Origin of the sequence: Mesorhizobium delmotii (genome assembly GCF_900149755.1) — a bacterium.
Classification (GTDB): domain Bacteria; phylum Pseudomonadota; class Alphaproteobacteria; order Rhizobiales; family Rhizobiaceae; genus Mesorhizobium; species Mesorhizobium delmotii.
In genome coordinates this window covers 8895-31307 of record NZ_FUIG01000024.1, presented here as the reverse complement: position 1 = coordinate 31307, position 22413 = coordinate 8895, and the positions used below count along the sequence as shown (strand labels likewise).

The following is a 22413-nucleotide window of genomic DNA, read 5'->3' as shown; positions in this document are numbered from 1 at the left end:
TTCCAATTCAACAGCACCGGCGCCCATGAGTAGCTCGTTTTTGCTGTCGACCCCGGCGTGGACGTGGGTCGTTCGCAGCGGGATTTCCTCGGAGGAGGATCATCCAGGGTGACAACCATCGCGCCGAACGATGGTTCCCTGCCGTTGCGGTGGGGCTCAATGCCAGCGGTGTTGAAAAATGGAGCGGCGGCTCCACCTTCGTCGCCTTTACCGTGTCGGCGAGCACGCTATCTACGCCGCGTATTACCAGGACGGTTCAGGGAGCAACAGCATGCGCGCGTTCATGATTGTCACCCTTCTTCTGGTCGCAATCACAATGGCGCTCTCGCTCGCGCACGCGTTGGAGTTGCCCGGCAAGTTGCGCCTCAAGGAGGCGACCTACAAATCTGTGCAGGCGATCTACTATCCCGGCTTCACGATCGGCGGGTTTGCCGAGATCGGCGGCATCATTGCACTCGCCATCCTGCTTTACCTCACGCCTTATCCAGGCGCTCGATTCTGGTGGACCTTGGCGGCCCTTGTCTTCTTGGTGGCGGAGCATGCGACCTATTGGCTGGTAACGCATCCCGTCAACAATTTCTGGCTGGAGGATGTCGTTGTGTCGAAACCAGCCGCGACGTTTTTTTCAATGCTCCGTCGGAAGCAAAGCGGCGACTGGAAAGACTTGCGCGATGTTTGGGAAGCCTCGCACGTCGCCAGGGCAGGCCTGGCGATGCTGAGCCTGATCTCAATAACTGTCGCCGCGACATTTTTTGCTGGGAGTGAATAGCGCGCGGGATGCGCAGCGACGCTACTTGTTCGTCCGCATCTTTTGCCTTGGATTGATCCCGCCAAGGGCGTTCGTGTCGTTCTCGACGTCGCCCTCGATGGTGTTTTCGCCTTCGAGTACGAGTTCGTCGCCTTCCTTGATCGTGCCCTTCGAGGTCCCGATACCGGGATTGTTCCTCAGATCGGCATCGCTCGGCTTTTTCCACTTTGGATGTTTGGTTCCGCTCATGGCACAACTCCTTCGAAAAGGGTCCTGTTCTAGAAACAGCAGGGCGCGATGAATGTTCCGCCGAAACTCACCTTGACGCGGCCTTGTCCGAGAGGCGGCTAAAGCCCGAACGGATAGGTGTCGGGAACGCCCGTTCCCACATGCTCCGGCCCAAGCGGCGTCACCGCGACGGTTTCGTCAAACCAGACGAACGCGTCAAACTGCTGGGAAAGAGAGGCATCCGCGTAATGGCTGCGCAGTTCGGTTTCCGGCCGATAGATCACGCCGATGAAGCGCTCCAGCCGACGCTCCAGAAGCCGATCGCGAAGATCGTCGTCGCGCTTGATGTCGAGCAGGAAACGCGAGACGCCGCAATCATGGCAAAGCCGCTCGTAGCTATCGCTATGGGAAGGCCGCACCCGCTTGATTTCCATCTTGCTGTCCCAGTCGGAGGCCGCGGCCACTGTCCCGGAATGCGTACTGAGCCCGATCAAGGCTGCCTCGTCGCCGAAGCGTTGGCGGCAGAGCTGGCCGATGTTCACTTCGTCCCTGACAATCCCCATTTCGGTATAGCGGGCATCCCCGATATGGGAATTATGCGCCCACACGACCGCTTTGGCGTTAGGCCCGCGAGCTTCCAGCAGATGCTCGAGTGTCTCGAACATATGGGTGTCGCGCAGGTTCCACGACTGCGCGCCGCCATAGTACATGATCCGGTAGTAGCGTTCCGCGGAAGCGATCAGCCGGGCATTCTGGGTGGCATCCAGAAAATCGACGCCGTCCTGCTGCGCATAGTCGAGCTGCCTGGCAAGCAGTTCGCGGCACTGTTCGAGCACGGCCTGCTCGCATTTCTGGTAGCCGGAGGTGAGCGCGACACGGCCGTAGGTGGATGGTTCATGTTGCCAAGGCGTCAGGCAGCCATAGCGTTCACGTGCGATCTTGGCTGCCTGCGGATCGACCCTGTCGAGATATTGCAGAACCGCGGCGATCGATCCGCTCATATTGTAGATATCGAGGCCATAGAACCCCGCCAGTCGGGACGATATCCTGATGCGCTCATTGTGTTGTCGCATCCAGTCGACGAACGCCGCGACGTCCGTATTGCGCCACATCCAGGTGGGAAACCGCTGGAACGGCGGATCGGCGTTGGCCCGCGGCGGCCGATGGCGGACGTAGCGGTCGATCGCCGCTGCATCGGGCCAGTCGGCCTCGACTGCGACGATGGTGAAGCCGTGCTTCTCGATGAGCCTGCGGGTGATCGCCGCGCGGGCCCGGTAGAACTCCGACGTGCCGTGGCTCGCTTCACCGAGCAGGACGACGCGCCGGTCGCCAAACCGGTCGAACAGTTCGCCGAATGCCAGATCGTCGAAGCCCGGCAGCGGTTCGGCCGCCGCCGCGATCATCTCCGGCAGGCTGCGCGTGCGCGCGCGTCCGGACGGACGATCCGCGATACGGTTGCCGCTCTCGGGCCAGCCCTGCTCGCCGATGAGCGGGACAAACCGCACGCCGCCGAAATCCTCCTCGCTGTAAGTTGCAGCGCCCGTTCGGGTGACCTTGAGAAGGCGCTGATCATGCGGTTCGTCGCCGACCGGGATGACGAGCCTGCCGCCGACGTCGAGCTGTTCCTGAAGGGCAAGCGGCGCACCGGGTCCGCCGGCTGCGACCAGAATGGCGTCGAAGGGCGCTGCGTCGGGCCAGCCTTTGGTGCCATCGCCGGTGCGGACTTCGATATTGTCATAGCCAAGCTCTTCGAACCGCTGTTTCGCCGTTTCCGCCAACCCGGCGTGGCGTTCGATCGTGTAAACGTGTTCGACGATCCGGCTCATCACGGCAGCCGCGTACCCTGAGCCGGTGCCAACCTCCAAGACATGGTCGCCCGGTCCGATCTCTGCCATCTCGATCATCAAGGCGACGATGTAGGGCTGCGATATCGTCTGACCCTCGGCAATCGGCAGCGGCCCATCCTCGTAGGCGAATTCTTCAAAGCCGGGAGCGACGAAAGCCTCGCGCGGAACCTCACGCATCGCTTCCAGCACCTCGCGGTCATGGATGCCACGGCGGCTGAGATGGACCTCGACCATTCGGTTGCGTGCATCGGAAAGATCGAGCATCTTTTGCTCCTTTTGCTGGCTGGCGGTCCTCCGCACTGATTGTCCCCCAATCGTGCCTAACGGCTCCCCGGCGACAATCCCTCGATCAGCGTGCGCTCGGCTCGGCAGCGCTTGATCTCGTTTCGGCGGCTCGTCTCCTTAACCGCTGGCGAGCTTCCAGGTTCCTGCAAAAGAGCGATTGGCGGGCGCAAATGGCGGCCCCAGCCGAACTTATTTCCGTGAAAATCCTTTCTCCGGGGCGATCGCACTCCAGATATCGACGGGCGAACGCATTCTGGAGACGTTTCGATGAACGACGAGGCTCGGACCACCGCGCAGCCAACAGGCCTTGATCAGGTCAATCTCATGGACCGCTATTGGCGCGCCGCGAACTACATTTCGGTTGGCCAGATCTATCTGCTCGACAATCCGCTGCTGCGCGAGTCGCTGAAGGCCGAACACGTCAAGCCGCGGCTGCTTGGCCATTGGGGCACGACACCTGGCCTCAACTTCATCTATGTCCACCTGAACCGCGTCATCCGTGAACGCGGTCTCGAAATTCTGTTTATCTGCGGCCCAGGTCATGGCGGCCCGGCGATGGTCGCGAACACGTGGCTCGAGGGCACCTACAGCGAGATCTATCCCGAAATCGGCCAGGGCGAAGACGGCCTGAGAAAACTCTTCCGGCAATTCTCCTTCCCTGGCGGGGTGCCAAGCCACGCTGCTCCGGAAACGCCCGGCTCGATCCATGAAGGCGGAGAACTGGGATATGCGCTGGTCCATGCTTTCGGCGCGGCCTTCGACAATCCTGATCTGGTGGTCGCCTGCGTCGTTGGCGACGGCGAAGCGGAGACCGGTCCGCTCGCGGCGGCATGGCACTCCAACAAGTTCCTCAACCCGGCATCCGACGGCGCCGTGCTGCCGATCCTGCATCTCAACGGCTACAAGATCGCCAACCCGACGATCCTTGCCCGCATGGATGACGTGGAATTGCGAAGCCTGTTCGCCGGCTATGGCTACGAACCATTTTTCGTCGAAGGTCACGAGCCAGTTCCCATGCATCGGATGATGGCCACGAAGCTGGACACCGCGCTGGACAGAATCCGTTTCATCCAAAAGCGAGCCCGTGCTTCGGGCTGGCAGGGAGAGCGCCCGCTGTGGCCGATGATCGTGCTGCGCAGCCCGAAGGGGTGGACGGGACCGAAGGAGGTCGACGGCAAGAAGGTCGAGGATTTCTGGCGCTCGCATCAAGTGCCGGTGTCGAACGCTCGCGGCAACGAAGGACACCGCAAGATCCTCGAAGACTGGATGCGGAGCTACGAACCGGAAAAGCTGTTCGACAACAGCGGGCGTCTGCTTCCAGAGCTGGCGGCGCTTGCGCCAATCGGGCCCAAGCGCATGGGCTCAACCCCCTATGCCAATGGCGGATTGCTGAAGCGCGACCTCGTGCTTCCCGATTGGAGAAGCCTGGCGCTCGATGTGCCGCGTCCGGGTGGTGCCAAGGCCGAGGCGACGCGGATTCTCGGAAGCTATCTCCGCGACGTCATGCGCCTGAATGCGGATGCCAGGAATTTCCGGCTGATGGGGCCGGATGAGACATCCTCCAACCGCCTTGACGACGTCTTCGAGGTCACGAACCGGGTCTGGATGCAGCGGATCGAGCCCCATGACGTCCACCTCTCCCGTGACGGCCGCGTCATGGAAGTGCTCAGCGAGCATCTTTGCCAGGGTTGGCTGGAGGGCTACCTGCTGACCGGCCGCCATGGCCTGTTCTCGTGCTACGAGGCGTTCATCCACATCGTCGATTCCATGGTCAACCAGCATGCGAAATGGCTGAAGACATCCCGCGAGCTTGCCTGGCGCAAGCCGATCGCCTCACTCAATTACCTGCTGACCTCCCATGTCTGGCGGCAGGATCACAACGGCTTCAGCCACCAGGATCCGGGCTTTGCCGATTTCGTCGCCAACAAGAAGGCCGATACGGTCAGGCTCTATTTCCCGCCGGATGCCAACACGCTGCTCTGGATCACCGAGCATTGCCTGAAAACCTACAACCGCATCAACGTGATCACCGCCGGCAAGCAGCCAGCGCCGCAATGGCTGTCCGTCGAAGACGCAGAAGCGCACTGCAGGGCGGGGGCGGGGATCTGGGAATGGGCCGGGACGGTTGCCAAGGGCGAGGATCCGGATGTGGTCATGGCCTGCGCCGGCGACGTGCCGACACTGGAGACGCTCGCTGCCACCGACATTTTGCGTTCGGCGCTTCCGGACCTCAAGGTTCGCGTCGTCAACGTGGTCGACCTGATGACGCTGCAGTTGAATTCAAAACATCCGCATGGTCTCGCCGATGAGGATTTCGACGCACTGTTCACGAAAACCAAGCCAGTCATCTTCGCCTATCACGGCTATCCCTACCTCATCCACCGCCTGACCTACCGACGCGCCAACCATGACAACATGCATGTGCATGGTTTTCGCGAAGAAGGCACCACCACGACACCGTTCGACATGGTCGTACTCAATGAACTTGACCGTTTTCACCTGGCGCTCGCCGCGATCAAACACGTACCTGGGCTCGCCGAACGTGCGAAAGGCCTTGCTGCCGAACTTCAAGCGAAGCTTGTGGAACATAGGGCCTATGTCCGCGAGTACGGCGAAGACATGCCCGAGATCCAGGAGTGGAACTGGCCCGAGAACAGCGCGACGAAGGCTGGCGATTGATGCGACACGCAATTCTTGCACTGAACGCCGGCTCCTCCAGCATCAAGTTCGGACTATACGACCTTGAACCCTCCGCGGAACTGCAACTTGTCTCGCGTGGCAAGCTGGATCTGGGCGATGCGGCGAGGCTCAGCGCGAAGGCGGCCGATGGAACAGTGCAGTGTGATCGGCCGCTTGCCGGAGACGCGCGCAACGCGGGCATCGACGCGTTGCTCGATTGGATCGAGAGCGAACTTGGCGGCAGGAAACTAATCGCCGCCGGCCATCGCATCGTGCATGGCGGGCGCGAGTTCGTCGAACCCGTCCGTCTGACGCCTGCCGTGATCGAGGGCTTGGACAGTCTGACGCCGCTTGCTCCGCTGCACCAGCCTCGCAGTCTTGCGCCGATCCGGACACTTGCCGCGCTGCGGCCGGATCTGCCGCAGGTCGGGTGCTTCGACACAGCCTTCCATCAGACGATCGATCCGATCGTGAGCCGCTTCGCACTGCCGCGCAAATACGATGCGGAAGGGATCCGCCGCTACGGGTTTCACGGTCTTTCCTACGAATATATCGCCGGGCGGCTCAAGGAGATATCGCCCGCTCTTGCAGCGAAGCGCACGATCGTCGCCCATCTCGGCAATGGAGCGAGCCTGTGCGCCATGCGCGACGGGAGAAGCGTCGATACGACGATGGGCTTTTCCGCCCTCGACGGCCTGGTCATGGGCACGCGTTGCGGTGCCATCGATCCGGGCGTGCTTTTGTACTTCGTGCTGGAGAGAGGCATCGCGGGGGAGGCTCTGCAGCACATGCTTTATGAGGAATCCGGGCTGCTCGGAATATCCGGCATCTCGGGCGACATGCGCGCGTTGGAAGCGAGCGACCACCCCCACGCCCGCGAAGCGGTAGACCTTTTTGCTTTCCGGGCCGCAAGGGAAGCTGCCGCGCTCGCCAACACGTTGGGCGGCCTCGAATGCCTCGTGTTCACCGCCGGCATTGGCGAGCGCTCGGCGCTGGTCCGCAAGGCAATATGCGAAAGGCTTCATTGGCTTGGCGTGGCGATTGACGAGCCATCCAATGCCTCTCATGCCGAGATCATAGGCCGGCCGGACAGCAAGGTCGAAATACGCGTCGTCGCGACCGACGAGGAGAGCATCATTGCCCGCCACGCGCGCGCACAAGGGAATGCTTGATGACGCAATCATCGCGCGGTTTGCCAGGGCAAGGAACCCTGCGCGTCCGCGACCGTTTCCCCTGTCTGATTACCTAAGGGAGATCTGATCACCAAAGGGAGAAATCCAATGGCCGAAACCACCAGTATGGCAGGCGCCTCAAAGGCGGCAAACGAAGCCCAGGAGGCGATGAAGAAGCAGATCGCTGAGCTTCGCCGCGAAATCACCAAGATAAATCGGACCCTTTCCGAACGCGCCGAGGAGGCACAGGGCTGGTACGACAGCGCCGCCGAACGGGCCTCGCGCGCAGCCCGGCAATTGCGTAGCCAGGCGCACACCGTGACTGAAACTGTCCAGCAGAACCCAGGCACAATTTCTTCGGCGATGATGCTTGGCGGCGTGCTCGGTGTTCTCTTGGGGATTGTGATTGCAAAGAGTTCCGAGCCTGAACGGCGGTGGTTCTAGAGGGACAGATCACCACCCTGTGGTGCCGAGGCTCCCTTCGGCATCGAGATACCCAGGAGGTCGCCGACGGCGCCGGCGGCGGTGAGACCCATTGCATCTGTCCCCCAAGGCGGGCCGTAAAGCACCTGGAGCGATTGCCACTCGTCGAAACCAAGCTCAATGGTGTCGATCCACTGGCCTACCTGACCGCAACGCTCACGTCGCAGCAGCTTATTGTGTCCTCGTAAGCGCGTCGAAGGAGCTTTAGTCCTCTGTGGATTTGGCTCTCGGTAAGACTTGCGTATCCCATCACCAGGCCGAGGCACCTCCGATCCAACGTCTGATCGAAATAATGAGGTAATATGGAGTAGATGCCGACTCCGAGCGAGGCGGCTCTCTCGATGAATGATGTCGCCATAGAGGGCGGCATGTCGCGGAACCAGACGACGACGTGCAGACCGGCCTCCGCGCCTTCGACCCGAACGACATCCCGGAATTCAGCGTGCAGAGCGTCGAGGAGCGCTGCACGTCGGCGGGCATTTTGACGACGGGCCTTGCGCACGTGGCTTTCGTAGACGCCGGATTCCACCAGGGTCGCAAGCGCCTCCTGTTCGAGGATGGGGGCATGCCTGTCCGTCAGGCGCTTGGCCTGGGCAAAAACCTCCTGCAACTCTCGCGGGATGACGAGGTAGCCGATCCGGAGCGTCGGCGACAGTGTCTTCGAAACCGTACCAATATAGATGACGTTCGACGCGCCTCCAAGCGCGCGAAGCGGCGGTATGGGGTTCATGTCGAATCGATATTCGCTGTCGTAGTCGTCCTCGACGATGTAGGCCCTCTTCTCTTCCGCCCATCTTAGCAGTTGCTGGCGTCGCCCCATGGACATTACGCTTCCCAAGGGAAACTGATGTGAAGGCGTGACGTAAGCCAGCCGCGCGCCAACATCCGCCAACAAGTCCGCTCTGATGCCTTCGGCGTCAACCTCCACCGGGGCAGCGATGGCCCCTGTCATCTCGAAGACGCTCCGTGCCATCGGATAGCAGGGCTCTTCGATGGCGAACCCGTCGCCCTCATCGAGAAGGAGCCGGGCGCAGAGATCTAGTCCCTGCTGAGAGCCGTTGACGATGACGATCTCGCCCACCTCGCACCTGATGCTCCGCGCTCGCCATAGATAACCCTGCAGGGCGGTACGCAGGCGGATCAAGCCACAGGGCTCGCCATAGGATAACTTGGGCGGCCGTCCCAGCGCAGCATCGTTCATTGCCTTCCGCCAGGCAAGGGTCGGGAAGTCAAAGGCCGACATGTCGCCGTAGCGGAAGTCGGCGACGAGCCTCTCCGACGGAACCCGCATCGGAATGGCTCGGGATCGAAGCCTTTCCCCGAAAGCGGAGAGGCCGTGTGGCTCTGCAGCTGTATGAACGAGGTCTCCCGGCTCGCTGTGCGCGATCTTGATGGCCACCCGTGGCCGAGCGCCATGTCGAATGACCACGAACCCCTCGGCGGCGAGCTGTTCGTAAGCTGACGTCACAGTCGTTCGCGAGACGCCAAGCTCGACCGCCAGTGCACGAGCCGACGGAAGCACGTCTCCGCGGCCGTATACCTCCGCCACGATCTGTTCCCGCAGGTTCTCATAGATCCCGCGCGCGCCCAGTCCCGACGACGAATTTCCCGACGACGAATTCTGCTTGCGGGGCCGTAACTGGACCATCGCGATTACCCAAATGAAGACGTTTCGTTGATCCAGGCATTACCGGGAAAACTCAGTCAGGCAAAGGCCTGAGGGCAACTGGACCAGAAATTTTTATCCAAAACTGGTTCTATGTCAGGGCCAGTTGTACTGGTATTGATGACGCCAGTTTGCACCTCCCGAGGAAGTAAAATGCTGGCCGAAATCCACCAATTCATCATCGTCTTTACCGCATACGTCATCGCTGCCGGTAGTCCCGGCCCGAGCAATATGCGCATCATGGCCGTCGCCATGAACGACGGCCGCAGGGCCGCGCTGGCAATCGCGTCTGGCGTAGTCAGCGGCTCGATCTTTTGGGGCCTGATGGCGGCGACAGGTGTCTCGGCGATCCTCAGTCGATACGCGCAGGCACTCGTGGTCCTGCAGGTGCTCGGAGGCCTATATCTTCTCTATCTCGCCTTCAAAGCGGGCAAGGCTGCGCTTTCTTCAGACAAGGATCAGCTTCGCCCGACTAACGAACGGAAGGCGACGGCGGCCACTCTCTACAAGCGCGGACTGCTAATGCATCTCACCAATCCGAAATCGATCCTGGCATGGATCGCACTGATGATGCTGGGGCTCGGCCCTGGGGCGTCGCCGTATACGGTACTCGTGATCCTCGCAGGCTGCGCGGTCCTGAGCGTCACCATCTTCTGCGGCTACGCGATCGTCTTTTCGACCGCTCCCATGATCCGCCTGTATCGGCGGGCGCGGTACTGGATCGAAGGCACGCTGGCCGTATTCTTCGGATTTGCCGGCCTGAAGCTTCTCCTGACCCGCATCTGAAAGGTTCTTTCATGTCTATCTTCCAAGGCCTTTCGGCATTCCCGATCACTCCGGCGGACGCTTCCGGCAGGCTCGATACCGCCGCCCTCGCGCGCCTTCTGAAGCACATCGAGGAGGCGAGAGCGGACTCCATCGGACTGCTCGGCAGTACCGGAGCCTACGCTTTCCTCACGCGAGAAGAGCGTCGACGCGCCGTCGAAACGGCGATGGACACGGTCGGCGGCAAAATCCCGGTTATGGTCGGCGTCGGAGCGATCCGGACCGGCGATGCGGTGGAGCTTGCCCGTGACGCGAAGGCTGCGGGCGCCGACGGCCTGCTGCTCGCTCCGGTTTCCTATACACCGCTCTTTGACGACGAGGTCTTCGAACACTTCGCCGCAGTCGCCGATGCGGGGCAGCTCCCGCTTTGCATCTACAACAATCCCGGCACGACCAGGTTCACTTTCAGCCTGGACCTCATTTCCCGCTTGTCGAAGGTGGCGAACATCGAAGCCGTGAAGATGCCTTTGCCGTCCGGTGGTGAGGTCGCTTCCGAACTCGCCTCCCTCCGGTCTGCGACCGGGTCGGCATTCAAGATAGGCTACAGCGGCGACTGGGGCGGGGCGCCTGCGCTGCTCGCCGGGAGCGACGCCTGGTATTCCGTCGTCGCAGGACTTCTGCCGTCACAGGCTCTGGCCCTGACGCGAGCGGCGCAAGCCGGGGACGCCGCCACCGTCGAGCGATTTGACGCCGCCTTCGGACCGCTTTGGGCGCTGTTCCAGGAATTCGGCAGTTTTAGGGTGATGTACGTCGTCGCCAAGCTTCTGAACCTCTGCGACGTCGATCCGCCACGCCCCGTCCTCCCACTGAGGGACCAGGCACGGCAGCGCGTCGCCGCCGCTCTCGACCATCTCGATGCGGTTTTCTCCACTGGTTCCAAAGTTTGTATTGAACTTCGATAGACAGTCTTTCATCAGGACATTTCCATGCTGAATTCCAACGCCTTCACCGTCTTCCTGTTCACGGCATTCCTTCTGGCGATTACTCCGGGTCCGGGGATTTTCTATGTCGCCGCCCGAACTCTTTCCGGCGGCCGCTCTGAAGGAATCGCTTCGAGCCTTGGCAATGGTCTCGGCGGGCTGTTTCATGTCTTAGCCGGCAGTCTTGGCGTCTCGGCGATCGTGCTGGCAAGCGCCGAATTGTTCACGGCACTCAAGGTGGTCGGCGCGCTCTATCTGGTCTGGATGGGATGCCGAACCATTCGCCATGCCAGGCTCGACTACAAGTCGCTGGGTCATTCAGAGCCGCCCGTCGGCGCGATGCGGGCTTTCAGGGATGGCGTTCTTGTGGAAGCGATGAACCCGAAGACGGCCGCATTCTTCCTCGCCTTCATTCCCCAGTTTGTCGACACATCGTCGGATCACGTTGCCCTGCAGTTCGTGATCCTCGGCGCCGTCTCGGTTGCTCTTAACACGCTCGCCGATATTGTCGTGGCGTTTGCAGCCGGAAGACTTCGCGATGGCGCGGCGTCCCGTCCGAATCTCATTCGCTGTCTTCGTGAAGGCTCGGGCGGCGCTATGATCATGCTTGGATGTGGGCTCCTGCTAGCAAAGCGCCCGGTTGCTTGACCGGTTCGGCCGGCCGCACTGCCGCCGAAGGCTCGTTTGGCGATACAACCAACTGACGGAGAAGAATATGCGGCAAGCGTTGATCGTATGGGGCGGCTGGGATGGACACGAGCCGGAGGAAGGTGCGCGCGTCGTCAAGGCGATGCTCGAAGAAGAAGGGTTTGGCGTGCGCGTCGAAACCACGACCGAAATATTCGCCGATCCCGCGATCGCCGATTTGAGTCTGATCGTCCCGATCTACACGATGGCCAAGCTTGCGAAGAACGAGGAGCTCAACCTGACAAAGGCGGTCGAGGGCGGTGTCGGCCTTGGCGGCTATCACGGCGGCATGTGCGATGCCTTTCGTGAAGCCACGGAATACCAGTTCATGTGCGGCGGTCAGTGGGTGGCCCACCCGGGCAACATCATCGACTACCGGGTTGACATCACCAGGCGCGACGATCCGATCATGAACGGCATCGATGATTTCTCGTACCGCTCCGAGCAGTACTACATGCACGTGGACCCATCGAACGAGGTGCTGGCGACTACCACCTTCTCCGGCGTGCACGCCTCCTGGATAGAAGGCGTGGTCATGCCGGTCGTCTGGAAGCGCCGGCACGGCAAGGGAAGAGTGTTCTATTCGGCGCTCGGCCATGTCGCCAAGGAGTTCGCGGTGCCGCAGATGCGAACGATATTTCGCCGCGGCCTGGTCTGGGCGGCGCGTTGAGAGCGCCGACGAGGCAAATGCCGAACGCGCCGCCGCATCACCGAGCAATGCGGCGCAGGGCTAAGGCAGCGACAGTGATGGCCGCTGCCAGAAGCGGCAGCCAGGCTTGCGGATCGCCCATGGCATGGAGCGTCAGGCCGCTGAGCAGCAGCCACAGCAGCGGGATCGCAAACAGCAGCGGCATAAGCCCGCCGCTCGCTGCAAGCAGGACGCCGAGCGCTACGATCGCCGTCGGGTCCGGCGCGATGCCGAAGACCTCGGCGCTCGACCATGGCCGCCCGAAGAGCGGCGGCAGGAGGGGATAAGCGACGAGGCCAACGACCGCGATCAGCAGCCCGAGCCGCCCTGCGATGTCCCGCCGGTCGAAGGCGAGGCCGCCGCGCGCGGCACCGCCGATCGCCAGCAGCAGCGCCTGCAGGCCGAAGGCCGGCGCGACATAGCCGATCGCCCAGTTGATCGCGGCATAGCGGCTCCACAGGAAGGACCAGCCGACGAAGGCAAAGAGCGCGGAGAGGACGAGCGCAATCCAGAGACCAGGGCGACGCGGCCGCCTAAGCACGAGCACGACAATGGCGAGGCCGGCGGCGAGCGTCAGGAAATGCAGCGGCCAGAACGCGGCATTGGCCAGCTCAAACATGCGCCAGTAGACGCGCGGCGAGAAGAGCAGGAAATCTTCCAGCCGGTAGGTCCACCATTCCGACATCTAGAGGTCCCGGACGTAGGCCGCCATCCGATCACGCATGGATGCGCCGGGGAGGGGACCGGTCGCCGCCATCACGTTCTCGCGCACATGGTCGACGCGGGTGGTGGCGGGGATGGCGACGGTGACGGAGGGATGCGAAAGAATGAACTTCAAAATGAACTGCGCCCAGGTCACGGCACCGATCTCGGCCGCCCAGTCCGGCAGAGTCTCGCCTTGGAACTGGCGGGTCAGCGCGCCCTGGCGAAACGGCCGGTTGACGATGACGGCCATGCCGCGCTCGGCGGCCAACGGCAAGAGCCGTTCCTCCGCCTCGCGGTCGACGACGTTATAGGTGAACTGCACGAAGTCGAGCGGATGCGCGCGCATGATTTGTTCGAACAGGTCATGCCGTCGTCCTTCGGACGTCGTGATGCCAACATAGCGGATCCGCCCGTCCGCCTTCATAGCGAACAAGGTTTCGAGATGGGTCTCCCAAGCGACGAGGTTATGGACCTGAACTAGGTCGAAGCGCGGCACACCCCAGAAGCGGCGCGACTGCTCGATCTGCGCGGGTCCGTCGGCGGCGGAGGAGGTCCAGACCTTCTCGGCGGAAAACAGCGCTTCGGGCCGGCCGAGCTTCTCGAGGCCATAGCCGATCACGGGCTGCGAAGAGCCGTACATGGGCGAGGAATCGATCATGCGGCCGCCTGCCGCAAAGAAGGCCGCGATCACCTCGGCGCATTCGTCGCGCAGCACCGGATCGTCGCCGACATTGAAGGTGATCCAGGTGCCCAGCCCCACTGCGGGAAGCATCTCTCCCGAGGAGGGCACGGCCCGCATCACCGGCGCACGCGGCGCGCCGGGCGCGGTTCCCGGCAACACCAGAGCCGCTCCGGAAGCGGCGGCAGCCTTCACGAATATCCTGCGGGTGATGATCATCGTCTGCCATCCCTGTACTCCCGACTCCTTGTACTCCCGACCACAAGAATGGTTCCGGGCGACCGGCCTTCGCATGGCTGATCGGCGGGGAGTGCGGTCGGTCTCTGGCGACTGTTCGGAATATAGAACGTCTGCCTGAAATGGGAACGAACGGTGCAGGCCTGGGTTGCGCCAACCAGCCCGATTACCTGGAAATGGCTCCTGTCCTGACTTGATGGCGCTGGCGGGCATATGCCACGCAGCCGTCTACCGTGCTGACGCAGAGCGCATCGCGGTGGTTCGGCGTGTTGTTGTCGCCGGCGTAGGCAACCTCGGCAACACGGCCATCGACCATTCGGATTTGCGTGTTGCAATAGCCGCCGGGATCGACATTGAGCGATCCTCCAACCGTCGGGATCGCACCCAGGGCCAGAGTTGGAATCACGACGTTGAGGTTGCCGCGTTGAACGGTGCGCTGATAGGTCCAGATCTGGCTTCCGCCCGCATCGGCGGTGGCAGTCGGAAAGCCGGCGCACATTCGAACGTCCGCCTCGCTGAGACCGACCATCTCTTTGCGGGCTGCCGCCGTTGTGGCGTCTTCCTTTGGGAGGTTCGACGTGTCGTCAGGGGCGACGCAAGACGACACGATGGAACTGCCGGCCAAGACAACAACAACAAGGTCAAGCGTTCGGATGCGGGAAGATATCATACCGACTGTGGTGATTTGCGCTGAGCCCCGAGATCCTAGTTAGGCAAGCAGACAATCGAGTCAACCTGCACGGCATCACGATGTCGTTTGTCGTGCCGCCCGGCCGACCTTGAGCTGACGGCGCCGATGCGATCGTCGCCGCGATCGATCAGATGGGCCACGCGCACGCGCCGCTATCGTGCGCGACGAAAACGAGGCGAGCCGTGAGGCCTATGTCGATGAGGGTGCGCTTCATGATCATTCCCAACACGGCGGCAGCGGAGACCGCGCTGTTTGCCGGCGAGCTCGATGTCCTTCCCGATCTTGAATCATCGCGTGTCGAGGAAGCCAAGTCGCGGGGCATGACGGTGCTGTCGACGCAGGGCCTGTCGTGGACGGCGATCCTGCTGCAGACCAAGGATCCGCTGCTGTCGAACGCCAAGATGCGCGCCGCGCTGGCGCATGCCACCGACATCAACCAGATCGCCGCCGCCCGCACCAACGGTGTCGCCACGGGAGATCCCTCTGCCGTCGCCCAGGCGAGCTCGTTCTTCGACGACGAATTCCTCAAATGGCCGGAATACGACCCGGTCAAAGCCAAGGCACTACTGGACGAGGCCGGCTACAAGGGCGAGCCGGTCAAGATCCAGACCAACACGCGTTACCAGGGCATGTGTGAGAACGCCGTGCTGCTGCAGGCGATGCTGACGGCCGCGGGCTTCAATGCCCAGCTCGAAGTGCTGGATTGGGCGGCACAACTCGACAATTACCTTGCCGGCAAATTCCAGATCCAGTCCTTCGGCTATTCGGCGCGTCTCGATCCATCGCTGATGTATGGCGTCATCCTCGGCGACAAGACGACAGATCCGACTGCGCAGTGGGACAGCAAGGAGGCCCTCGACCTCTACACGAAGTCGATGGCCACGACCGACCCCGCGCAGCGCAAGGCGCTGTTCAAGCAGCTCCACGCCCTCATGGCAAAGGATGTGCCGATCCTTGGCCTCTATTACGAGCCATCCGTCGACGCAGTGTCGCCGAAGGTGAAGGGCTATTCGGTATGGCCGGCGGCAAACCCCCGCGTATGGGGTGTCTGGAAAAGCGAATAGGAGCTGGCGATTGTCTGTTGCTCGAAAGATCGGAGGCGTGTTGCCTCCGATCTTTCGTTTTGAAGTACCTGGTGGTGAAAGTCTGGCGCTTGGTTCCGGGGCCGTAAACCCGCTCAGGGCGGAAGGAGACCTAAACTGCTCTCCGACGGCGCGTGTGCGCCAGGAGCGGCCGTTCGACAGCGATCCGAGCAGCAATGGCCGTTGTGCATGGCCGAAGTGCTTCTGACGTTTAGTATAAGGTGACGGTTGACCGTGGAGGTCTGTGACCTAGCTTTATGACCTAGCTTAAAGCTCAGGCGGACCGTCCAGAGCCGGAAATGGCGGAATGGTACGCACCGTGGGAGAACTTTTGGGACGTTGAGATGCAGAGGTGCAAGTCGGGTCTCACAGCCTGTGCGCCCTTGGCGGCCGACAATCGGCGGCCACGGCATCTTCAAGTTTCGATTCAAACAAAAGTCATCTGCGCCGGCATGTCTATCAGCGCGCGACAGGCGCTCCGTCATGCAACAACAATTCGAGCACTGGAGGGATCTCGGAGCAAGTGTCGGAGGGACACTGCTCGAAGCAAGTGACAGCTTCGAAAGCGATCAAAGGCTTTAGCCAGCACCAAGACGAGGGGGCAAACACCGCTTCACGAACTTGAGAATACACCCAAGACCGCACAGGCACGGCAATGTCGAATCCTCTTGCCGAAATTTACGCAAACGACGCAGATCTCGCCATCCTGGGCGGGATAGCAACATTTGCCTCGGTGGGCCTCTATCTTGTGCTCCGGCGTATCCTTATCGCGGTGCAACGGCGTCGCCTCAAATCAGATGTGAGCGAAGGCGGATCTGATCCCCCCGAGGAGGAGGTTTCTTGGGATTGGGAAAGCCCGGTCGACCTTGCAACCGAGCCTGCTTCTTCTTCTCAGGTTGCGGTGCCCTCAGACACCGTAAACCTGGATATTCGGCATCAGGATGCCGATTGCCTTCGGTTCGGCGTGCGAATCGAGTATTTCGACGTGATCTCCGAAGCTTGCGAGAGCTCGTCTGTGGCCCAGACCAACGCTTTCGCTTCCGCGACGAACATAGCGCAATCCGGCCGACTTGCGACATCGATCAGGGAAATCGCTGGCTATGTTCATAGGCAGGTGGCGGCTAATCTTGCCGCCCTAACTCGTCCAGCATTGAGGGCTCTGAGCGGTATGCCGACGCAACTCGCCCTTGCGGAGGATCCCGACCCCACCACAGCGACGGACTCACCTCCTCCCGTTCGCAGGCCGATTGGTCTTGTGCCCCGCTTTGGCGTCGCCGCAATCTGTCTGGCCGTGCCGCTTAGCTATGCGATGACGAGACAAAACTGGGTCGAAACCGCCCCCGTCATTTCACGGGTCCAGGGTAACGCCAATCCGGACCTTTCGCGACCCATCGAGCTTCCGGCGAGTGCTGCATTAGATGTGCGTGGGCCAGCCCAGGGAGACGAGCGCACGAGTGTCGAATTGCTCAGCCCGGATCTCACAGCTGCCCGGGCGCAAGTCGGAGCAGCTGCTGCTCAGGCAGCCGCAGCGAGGGAATTGGCCGGCCAGGAGGAGCACCAGGCGGCGGAAGGCGAGCGCGCCAGGAGCGCCGCTCTGCAGCGAGCGCTGCTCAAGTCGCGCAAGGAGATCGACGCGCTGAGGACAGGCATGGCAGCCGCCGATAGCGCACGCCTGGAGCAATTGCGCAACGAACTCGCGGCAGCCCGCACAGTTGACGCATTGCGGCGCATTGCGGGAGATACCCGCACGATGCTGCGCGAGGCCACCAACTATGTCTTTACGGAGATGCCCGCTGCTCATCTGGAGCGTCAGCGAGCCGGATGGGTGGCACGCGATCTATCGCGAGCGCAGGCGCAAATTGAACAGCTTGAGGCCGAGGCCGCCGAGGATCGCGCCAAGGCCAAGGCTTCGCTGGCGCAAGCGAGCGGAATGCTCGACGACGAACGCCGGAAGTCAGAGGACCTTCGTGGCGACCTCGCCGAAGTGAAACTGTCCAATGCCGCGCTCATGGAGCGCGCGGACGCGGCTGAGCAGGAACGGACCGGTGCAGTCACAGCGAGAGAACGAGTGGAGCAGACCGCAGCCGAGACGGAGGGGGTGCTGGCTCGAGAACGCGCTGCAGCAGCGTCGACTCGTGAGGAGCTCAAGAAAGCTCGCCTCAAGCGCGACGCCGCTGAACAGGAACGAGCCAGAGCGGTGTCAGCGAGAGAGCGTGCCGAGCAGACTGCAACCGAGACGGCACAGGCTCTGGCACGAGAACGTGCTGCAACAGCGTCGACGCGTGACGAGCTGGAAAAAGCTCGCCTCGAGGGCGTCGCGGCTGAACAGGAACGAGCCAGAGCAGTCTCAGCGAGAGAGCGTGCCGAGCAGACTGCAATCGAGACGGCGCAGGCTCTGGCACGAGAACGCGCTGCGGCAGTCTCTATCCATGAGGACCTCGATAAAGCTCGCCTCGAACGCGACGCCGCCCGAGCACTTTTGGTAGGGGTCGCCAGGCTGAAGGAGGCTCTGGACAAGCAACGTGAAGTCACTGTTTCTCTTGCCCGCGACCTGGCCGCCGCGCGCGCGGACAATGACAGACTCAGGGCTGAGCGTCGCAGCGCCCAGATTGAGCCGCCGCTGAAGCCGCGCGCTGGCCGCGCAGCAGCCGCTGCCGGCGGGTTGAAGGCCGTCAGCCAGAAGACTGCACGCAGCAAGGTTCGTGCCCCGGCGCGGATTGCCCGGGTGCGTTCTCTCACACTTCCCTATCCCCTCAGGCCAAGACAAGCGACGTTGGAGTGATTTCCAAAACGACTATGCGGTCCTCCTGTCGAAGGCCCAGGGCCTTTGGCAGGCATTGCCTCGCACCCTCTCACGACACCGCGATGAATCACCCCGTTCGAATTCATCCTGCTCTCGTCGGCGAGGAGTCTGCGCGATGCGCTATGTCAGCCCGATCACGCCGCCAGTCGCGTTCAATTCGCATCTGATCGGCGCCTGCCGCGTCTCCACCTTGCCTTGCCGTCCATAGTCGATGCTGACCTCAACGGGAGCTGAGATCGTATCCGGGCTCAACCGACGCATGGAACCTGCGCTGCTGACGCGCACACTGGTCGCGCCAAACGGGGCGGCGGCCGACTCGATTGCATCATGGCAGGCGCGAACGATTTCATCCGGGACGCCCGGCAGCGCTTTGATTGGACTAACCGTCGATGGACTGTTGATGTCGCTGGGAGGCTGGAGGCTGGCCGGGAGGTCGAGCGACCGTCCGGCCCCTGCGGACCGGGCGACACTGACGGCAGTGGCGGCCGTAGTTGCCGCAACTGCTGCCGTTGCAGTGGTGCTGGTCCCATCGTCGTCCACCGGTGACCTACTGCTGGAGCCGCCGGGTCCTTTGTGCGCGCCGCCTTTGCGGCCTTCACCGTGATGGCTGCCAGCGCTATTGTCTCCGCCACCATGGTTGCCAGCGCTATTGCCTCCGCCGCGCTCGCCGCCGGCGGCAGCTCCTGCGCAAGCTACCGCGATCGAGCAAACGAATGCGAAATATGCCCAGCTGGATTCAAGGGATTGACGCACGACCACCTCCATAAAGTGCGTCGGTCGAACCGTCTTTCCGCGGCATGCAGTCAGGACGGCGCAACCGCCGCCGCCCCCAGGCAAACTCGCGACTAAGGCGCCCACGGGAGGTAACTAGGGGATGAATCCGGTGTATCAAGGACGCGGGTACGTGCTAGTGGCCTCGCACGGGACGCGAATTGACCGGACGGTCATGGTCGGGACCGCTCTCATGGATTGTCTCTCGATGACCATTCACCATCAAGAAGCCAGGTGCCATCGAACTCGGTGGTCCCGGCAGCCACATCGCACGATGCGATCACCGTCGTATGCGTGGCTCGCGCGCACGCAAGAACGGCGGCAAGCAAATCCCGATCCTTGCAAACATCGATATCGTCGATCAGAAGCACGGCTGCCGCTCGGACCAGCGCTCGCGCTGCCCGGATCCGGGCAGCCAGCATGGGATTGACGCTGTGAGGCGGCGCCAGTCGCCCCTGACCACATTCCGAAGCCCCATCGGCCGCCAGGCCGCACAGCGACGCAAGGGCGACTATTTCTTCCTGGAGGGTCGCTGAGGGCGCGCCGATCGCGATGTTCTCGGCTATGGTTGCGCGCATCAGCGGGATCGCCGGAGATAAGAGGGTGATCGCACGGCGCCGGTCGCGTCGCGAGACCTTGTCGAGAGGAATGTCGTCAAGAAAAATCGCAAGACCGTTATTTTCCTCGAATCCGGCGACACTGGCAAACAGGGCGCTGCGTGCTTCCGCTGTGTCGCCGCGAAGCAGAATCCTGGCACCGGGCGCTGCCTCCAGAACACGTGACGGCTTGCCGTTCGAGCAACGAAGTTCGATGCGCAGCCGCCGGCCCACCGCCAATCGCGGCAGAGGAACCGGATCCTCAGGATCCGGAAGGACTGGCATTGCGAGGACCGACGCAATCCGGCGACGTGACTCGACATAGGCCAGCCGATAGTCGGCGGCGCGAGCAAGGTCGGAAAGTTGTGCAACCGTCAAGCCGGCAAGGAGCAGGAGAGTGCTGAGCTCGCCGGCAGGCATCACCGGACCGCTCGGTGCCGCATAGGCCGCAAGGATCGCGATGATGACCGGTATGACGAAATCGCTGGATGCACGGGCGGCACCCGACCACGCGGCCCGGCGAACGAGCCACTCGTTGAGAGCCTCCGACATCCGGTCGATCTTGCGCGCGGCCGGTCCGCTTCTTCCGAAATGGGCAAATGTTGCTCGGGTGAGGACGACATCTCCGAGACGGCCGGCAAGGCGTCCCCGCCGACGGCGGCTTTCGCGAATGGCACGATGCAGGAACGGCAGGGCGATAAGGGTGACAGCGAACCAGACAAGAACGCCGGCAAGCAGGAACGGCGCAACGCCGGGCGCAAGCCAAAAAGCGCCAAGCACGATGAGGCCAACGGACGGACCCGCGACAAAGAGGGAGGCGACGCCGTCCGCCAGCCAGGACCTGATGGCGGAAAGGTCTGTGATCAGGCGAGTCACGACGAGGCCGAGACGGGTCCGGCCGGCCGTCGGCGGCAGTGTGAAGAGTTGCTCGACCAGCAGCCCGCGGACCTCGCGCACATAGTCCAGCGCAAAAGCCGCCCCTTGCCGGCGCTGCATCACCCTGAGTGAGAACAGGGTGATGCCGAGCGAAAGGCTGGCCGCACCGATCAGCCAGCCTTGATCGACCGCCGGCTGCCCCCCGGAAACCGCCGTGCCGACGATGGCGACAAGAGCGAGCGACGTGGCCGCCTGGGCAAAGCCGTTGGCTATGAGAACCGCCAAAGCGCCCATTCGTGCGCGGGTCAGGATTCCTGGAAGGCGCATTGGGCACCTCCAGCGATCACCATCAGGCGCGGGTTCCAAATCCCGGAGACGATGCTTGCCGCGGTCCCCGGATCGGTGAGTTCCTTGACGCCGTAGACAGGGGCATTGGCAGCGCCTGCTTCTCGGCGCGCCAGCGGCGAGCACGTCAGAAGCCCGCTGAGCCCGAGCACGTCGTATCCAAGCTCGCGCAGCCTTTCGCAGCCCGCCACCGCCCCCATCGCATCTCCTGCGGCAAACAGCACGCCGCGGGTCAGCTCCCGGAATTTCGGGGACTTTGCGAGCGCGGCTGTCTCGGGCTGGAATAGCCCATCTGCGACCTCCAGAACCGCAATCTCCGCCCCGGTCGCGGCAAGAGAATGCAGCAAATGCTGCGCGCCCTCCACGAGGGCATCGATCGGAGCAAGATAGGTCGTGGCAAAGCCCGCATCGGTGAAATCGAGCGCGGCGCATGCTCCGGCATCCATCATGGACCAGAGGTCATTGCCGGCGCCAGTTCCGGTCACCTTTGCCGCACCAACCGCGAAACCCGCCTTGGCGAGTCCACGCACGAGGCTGGCAGCTGTTGTCGTTTTGCCCGAATTCATCGACGTTCCGTAGATAACGATTGCCGGCGGTGTGAGCCGCGCCGGCTTCGGCGCGACCGCAAAGTCAGCAACGTTCAGAACGCGGCCGCAGGAGAGGCCGAGCGGCACGATCGCGGTCGGAGACATGGTCTTGTCGTGCCATGCCGTCGCCCGCGAAGCCACTCCGCCTGCCGCCACCATATGGCACGGCCCGAGATCTGGCGGCACGATCGCCTCGAACTGATCGGGGGCGTAGCGGTTGCCGTAGGCCAGGACGATTTCGTCCGTTGCGGCAAGTGCCGCCTTGCGTCCTGAGGGCAGCTCGACTGACTTGTGGTGACCGAGCGCCTCGATTCGCGCGAGCACCAGGTCGCCTGCTTTCGGTTCGGCGGGAGGCGGAAGCAACATCTGCATGCGCTCGACGGGTACACGGCGGGTCGTGAAGGCCCGTTTGGCCTTGGCAATGCGTGCGGAGTCGAGAATTTCCATAGTGGTCTCCTCAATAGGCGCCCGAGGGGCGCGATGCGGGAGGGAGAACGTGGACGAACCAGGATTATTCTCGGCGAAGTTGCAATTTTTCCGCGTTTTCAGAAGGCTCAGCCGGTCGGGTGTCTGCTTAGGATTCGATTTTGTACGCAGACGAATGCTTGGGGGGCAAAAGCGGTATTTCGTTTCGGGTACCAAGCGTCAGGTTTTGACCGCTAGCGCCATGACGTGCTGCCGCCGTCCGGCATCGAAAGCTGGAAGAAGGTCAGGCTTCGTTCAAGGTGACCCGGTCGCCCTGCCTGATCTTGCCCGGCTGCACGACCTGGCAGAGCGCGCCGAAGCCGCCTTCGCCATGGCGCGCTATGGTTT

General features: G+C 62.5%; 18 protein-coding genes. 10 read left to right on the top strand and 8 right to left on the bottom strand.

Annotated features, from left to right (window positions below):
* The first annotated feature begins 178 nt into the window (after positions 1–178).
* Positions 179–769: a DUF1772 domain-containing protein gene (locus BQ8482_RS14090; protein WP_244602801.1), complete on the top strand. Its 591-nt coding sequence runs from the start codon at positions 179–181 to the stop codon at positions 767–769.
* Positions 770–790: 21 nt separating this feature from the next.
* Here BQ8482_RS14090 and BQ8482_RS14085 read toward each other — a convergent pair whose 3' ends face one another.
* Positions 791–997, bottom strand: coding sequence for a hypothetical protein (locus BQ8482_RS14085; protein WP_027151394.1), 207 nt, complete (start codon positions 995–997; stop codon positions 791–793).
* 98 nt (positions 998–1095) lie between these two features.
* Positions 1096–3087 (bottom strand): protein-L-isoaspartate(D-aspartate) O-methyltransferase, encoded by a 1992-nt coding sequence (locus BQ8482_RS14080; protein ID WP_123148503.1) that lies wholly within the window; start codon positions 3085–3087, stop codon positions 1096–1098.
* A 288-nt stretch (positions 3088–3375) separates the two neighbouring features.
* Here BQ8482_RS14080 and BQ8482_RS14075 point away from each other — a divergent pair, with 288 nt between their 5' ends.
* The 3 genes from BQ8482_RS14075 to BQ8482_RS14065 all read left to right on the top strand — a co-directional run bounded on the left by BQ8482_RS14075 (position 3376) and on the right by BQ8482_RS14065 (position 7403).
* On the top strand, positions 3376–5787 hold the full coding sequence (locus BQ8482_RS14075) for a phosphoketolase family protein (protein ID WP_123148192.1): 2412 nt from the start codon (positions 3376–3378) through the stop codon (positions 5785–5787).
* Positions 5787–6959 (top strand): acetate/propionate family kinase, encoded by a 1173-nt coding sequence (locus BQ8482_RS14070; RefSeq protein ID WP_165848565.1) that lies wholly within the window; start codon positions 5787–5789, stop codon positions 6957–6959. Before BQ8482_RS14075 ends, BQ8482_RS14070 begins: the two co-directional genes overlap by 1 nt.
* 108 nt (positions 6960–7067) lie before the next feature.
* Positions 7068–7403 carry a hypothetical protein gene (locus BQ8482_RS14065; protein ID WP_244602800.1) on the top strand — a complete coding sequence of 112 codons (336 nt, stop codon included), beginning with the start codon at positions 7068–7070 and terminating at the stop codon, positions 7401–7403.
* Between the two features lie 178 nt (positions 7404–7581).
* Here BQ8482_RS14065 and pdxR read toward each other — a convergent pair whose 3' ends face one another.
* Positions 7582–9090, bottom strand: coding sequence for a MocR-like pyridoxine biosynthesis transcription factor PdxR (pdxR, locus tag BQ8482_RS14060; RefSeq protein WP_123148191.1), 1509 nt, complete (start codon positions 9088–9090; stop codon positions 7582–7584).
* A gap of 171 nt (positions 9091–9261) precedes the next feature.
* Here pdxR and BQ8482_RS14055 point away from each other — a divergent pair, with 171 nt between their 5' ends.
* The 4 genes from BQ8482_RS14055 to BQ8482_RS14040 all read left to right on the top strand — a co-directional run bounded on the left by BQ8482_RS14055 (position 9262) and on the right by BQ8482_RS14040 (position 12210).
* Complete coding sequence (locus tag BQ8482_RS14055) at positions 9262–9894, top strand: LysE family translocator (protein ID WP_123148190.1); 633 nt, start codon at positions 9262–9264, stop codon at positions 9892–9894.
* An 11-nt stretch (positions 9895–9905) separates the two neighbouring features.
* Positions 9906–10835 carry a dihydrodipicolinate synthase family protein gene (locus BQ8482_RS14050; protein WP_123148189.1) on the top strand — a complete coding sequence of 310 codons (930 nt, stop codon included), beginning with the start codon at positions 9906–9908 and terminating at the stop codon, positions 10833–10835.
* A 24-nt stretch (positions 10836–10859) separates the two neighbouring features.
* Positions 10860–11501, top strand: a complete 642-nt coding sequence (locus BQ8482_RS14045; protein WP_123148188.1) for a LysE family translocator — start codon at positions 10860–10862, stop codon at positions 11499–11501.
* A gap of 67 nt (positions 11502–11568) precedes the next feature.
* Positions 11569–12210 carry a ThuA domain-containing protein gene (locus tag BQ8482_RS14040; RefSeq protein ID WP_123148187.1) on the top strand — a complete coding sequence of 214 codons (642 nt, stop codon included), beginning with the start codon at positions 11569–11571 and terminating at the stop codon, positions 12208–12210.
* A gap of 37 nt (positions 12211–12247) precedes the next feature.
* Here the strand turns inward: BQ8482_RS14040 and BQ8482_RS14035 are convergent, their stop codons facing one another.
* The 3 genes from BQ8482_RS14035 to BQ8482_RS14025 form a co-directional block, all read right to left on the bottom strand.
* Positions 12248–12913: a DUF6064 family protein gene (locus BQ8482_RS14035; protein WP_123148186.1), complete on the bottom strand. Its 666-nt coding sequence runs from the start codon at positions 12911–12913 to the stop codon at positions 12248–12250.
* Positions 12914–13732, bottom strand: a complete 819-nt coding sequence (locus BQ8482_RS14030) for an aldo/keto reductase (protein ID WP_244602827.1) — start codon at positions 13730–13732, stop codon at positions 12914–12916.
* A 283-nt stretch (positions 13733–14015) separates the two neighbouring features.
* Positions 14016–14456: a hypothetical protein gene (locus BQ8482_RS14025; RefSeq protein WP_244602799.1), complete on the bottom strand. Its 441-nt coding sequence runs from the start codon at positions 14454–14456 to the stop codon at positions 14016–14018.
* Positions 14457–14752: 296 nt separating this feature from the next.
* Between BQ8482_RS14025 and BQ8482_RS14020 the strand changes: the two genes are divergently transcribed.
* Together BQ8482_RS14020 and BQ8482_RS39235 are read left to right on the top strand one after the other, a co-directional pair.
* Entirely contained in the window at positions 14753–15604 is an 852-nt protein-coding gene (locus tag BQ8482_RS14020; protein ID WP_165848564.1) for an ABC transporter substrate-binding protein, read from the top strand.
* Between the two features lie 1327 nt (positions 15605–16931).
* Positions 16932–18404 carry a coiled-coil domain-containing protein gene (locus BQ8482_RS39235; protein WP_244602798.1) on the top strand — a complete coding sequence of 491 codons (1473 nt, stop codon included), beginning with the start codon at positions 16932–16934 and terminating at the stop codon, positions 18402–18404.
* A 983-nt stretch (positions 18405–19387) separates the two neighbouring features.
* Here the strand turns inward: BQ8482_RS39235 and BQ8482_RS14005 are convergent.
* Positions 19388–20995: an ABC transporter transmembrane domain-containing protein gene (locus tag BQ8482_RS14005; protein ID WP_123148182.1), complete on the bottom strand. Its 1608-nt coding sequence runs from the start codon at positions 20993–20995 to the stop codon at positions 19388–19390.
* Positions 20974–22047: a P-loop NTPase family protein gene (locus BQ8482_RS14000; protein WP_208867683.1), complete on the bottom strand. Its 1074-nt coding sequence runs from the start codon at positions 22045–22047 to the stop codon at positions 20974–20976. The genes BQ8482_RS14005 and BQ8482_RS14000 overlap by 22 nt, the downstream gene beginning before the upstream one ends.
* Positions 22048–22413 lie beyond the last annotated feature (366 nt).

Excerpts from the sequence above, each read along its gene's own strand:
- BQ8482_RS14020 (WP_165848564.1), top strand. The coding sequence starts at position 14,753 with ATGATCATTCCCAACACGGCGGCAGCGGAGACCGCGCTGTTTGCCGGC.
- BQ8482_RS14090 (WP_244602801.1), top strand. The coding sequence starts at position 179 with ATGGAGCGGCGGCTCCACCTTCGTCGCCTTTACCGTGTCGGCGAGCAC.
- BQ8482_RS14035 (WP_123148186.1), bottom strand. The coding sequence starts at position 12,913 with ATGTCGGAATGGTGGACCTACCGGCTGGAAGATTTCCTGCTCTTCTCG.
- BQ8482_RS14005 (WP_123148182.1), bottom strand. The coding sequence starts at position 20,995 with ATGCGCCTTCCAGGAATCCTGACCCGCGCACGAATGGGCGCTTTGGCG.
- BQ8482_RS14045 (WP_123148188.1), top strand. The coding sequence starts at position 10,860 with ATGCTGAATTCCAACGCCTTCACCGTCTTCCTGTTCACGGCATTCCTT.
- pdxR (WP_123148191.1), bottom strand. The coding sequence starts at position 9,090 with ATGGTCCAGTTACGGCCCCGCAAGCAGAATTCGTCGTCGGGAAATTCG.
- BQ8482_RS39235 (WP_244602798.1), top strand. The coding sequence starts at position 16,932 with ATGACGAGACAAAACTGGGTCGAAACCGCCCCCGTCATTTCACGGGTC.
- BQ8482_RS14000 (WP_208867683.1), bottom strand. The coding sequence starts at position 22,047 with ATGGAAATTCTCGACTCCGCACGCATTGCCAAGGCCAAACGGGCCTTC.
- BQ8482_RS14055 (WP_123148190.1), top strand. The coding sequence starts at position 9,262 with ATGCTGGCCGAAATCCACCAATTCATCATCGTCTTTACCGCATACGTC.
- BQ8482_RS14080 (WP_123148503.1), bottom strand. The coding sequence starts at position 3,087 with ATGCTCGATCTTTCCGATGCACGCAACCGAATGGTCGAGGTCCATCTC.
- BQ8482_RS14065 (WP_244602800.1), top strand. The coding sequence starts at position 7,068 with ATGGCCGAAACCACCAGTATGGCAGGCGCCTCAAAGGCGGCAAACGAA.
- BQ8482_RS14075 (WP_123148192.1), top strand. The coding sequence starts at position 3,376 with ATGAACGACGAGGCTCGGACCACCGCGCAGCCAACAGGCCTTGATCAG.
- BQ8482_RS14070 (WP_165848565.1), top strand. The coding sequence starts at position 5,787 with ATGCGACACGCAATTCTTGCACTGAACGCCGGCTCCTCCAGCATCAAG.
- BQ8482_RS14085 (WP_027151394.1), bottom strand. The coding sequence starts at position 997 with ATGAGCGGAACCAAACATCCAAAGTGGAAAAAGCCGAGCGATGCCGAT.
- BQ8482_RS14050 (WP_123148189.1), top strand. The coding sequence starts at position 9,906 with ATGTCTATCTTCCAAGGCCTTTCGGCATTCCCGATCACTCCGGCGGAC.
- BQ8482_RS14030 (WP_244602827.1), bottom strand. The coding sequence starts at position 13,732 with ATGCGGGCCGTGCCCTCCTCGGGAGAGATGCTTCCCGCAGTGGGGCTG.
- BQ8482_RS14040 (WP_123148187.1), top strand. The coding sequence starts at position 11,569 with ATGCGGCAAGCGTTGATCGTATGGGGCGGCTGGGATGGACACGAGCCG.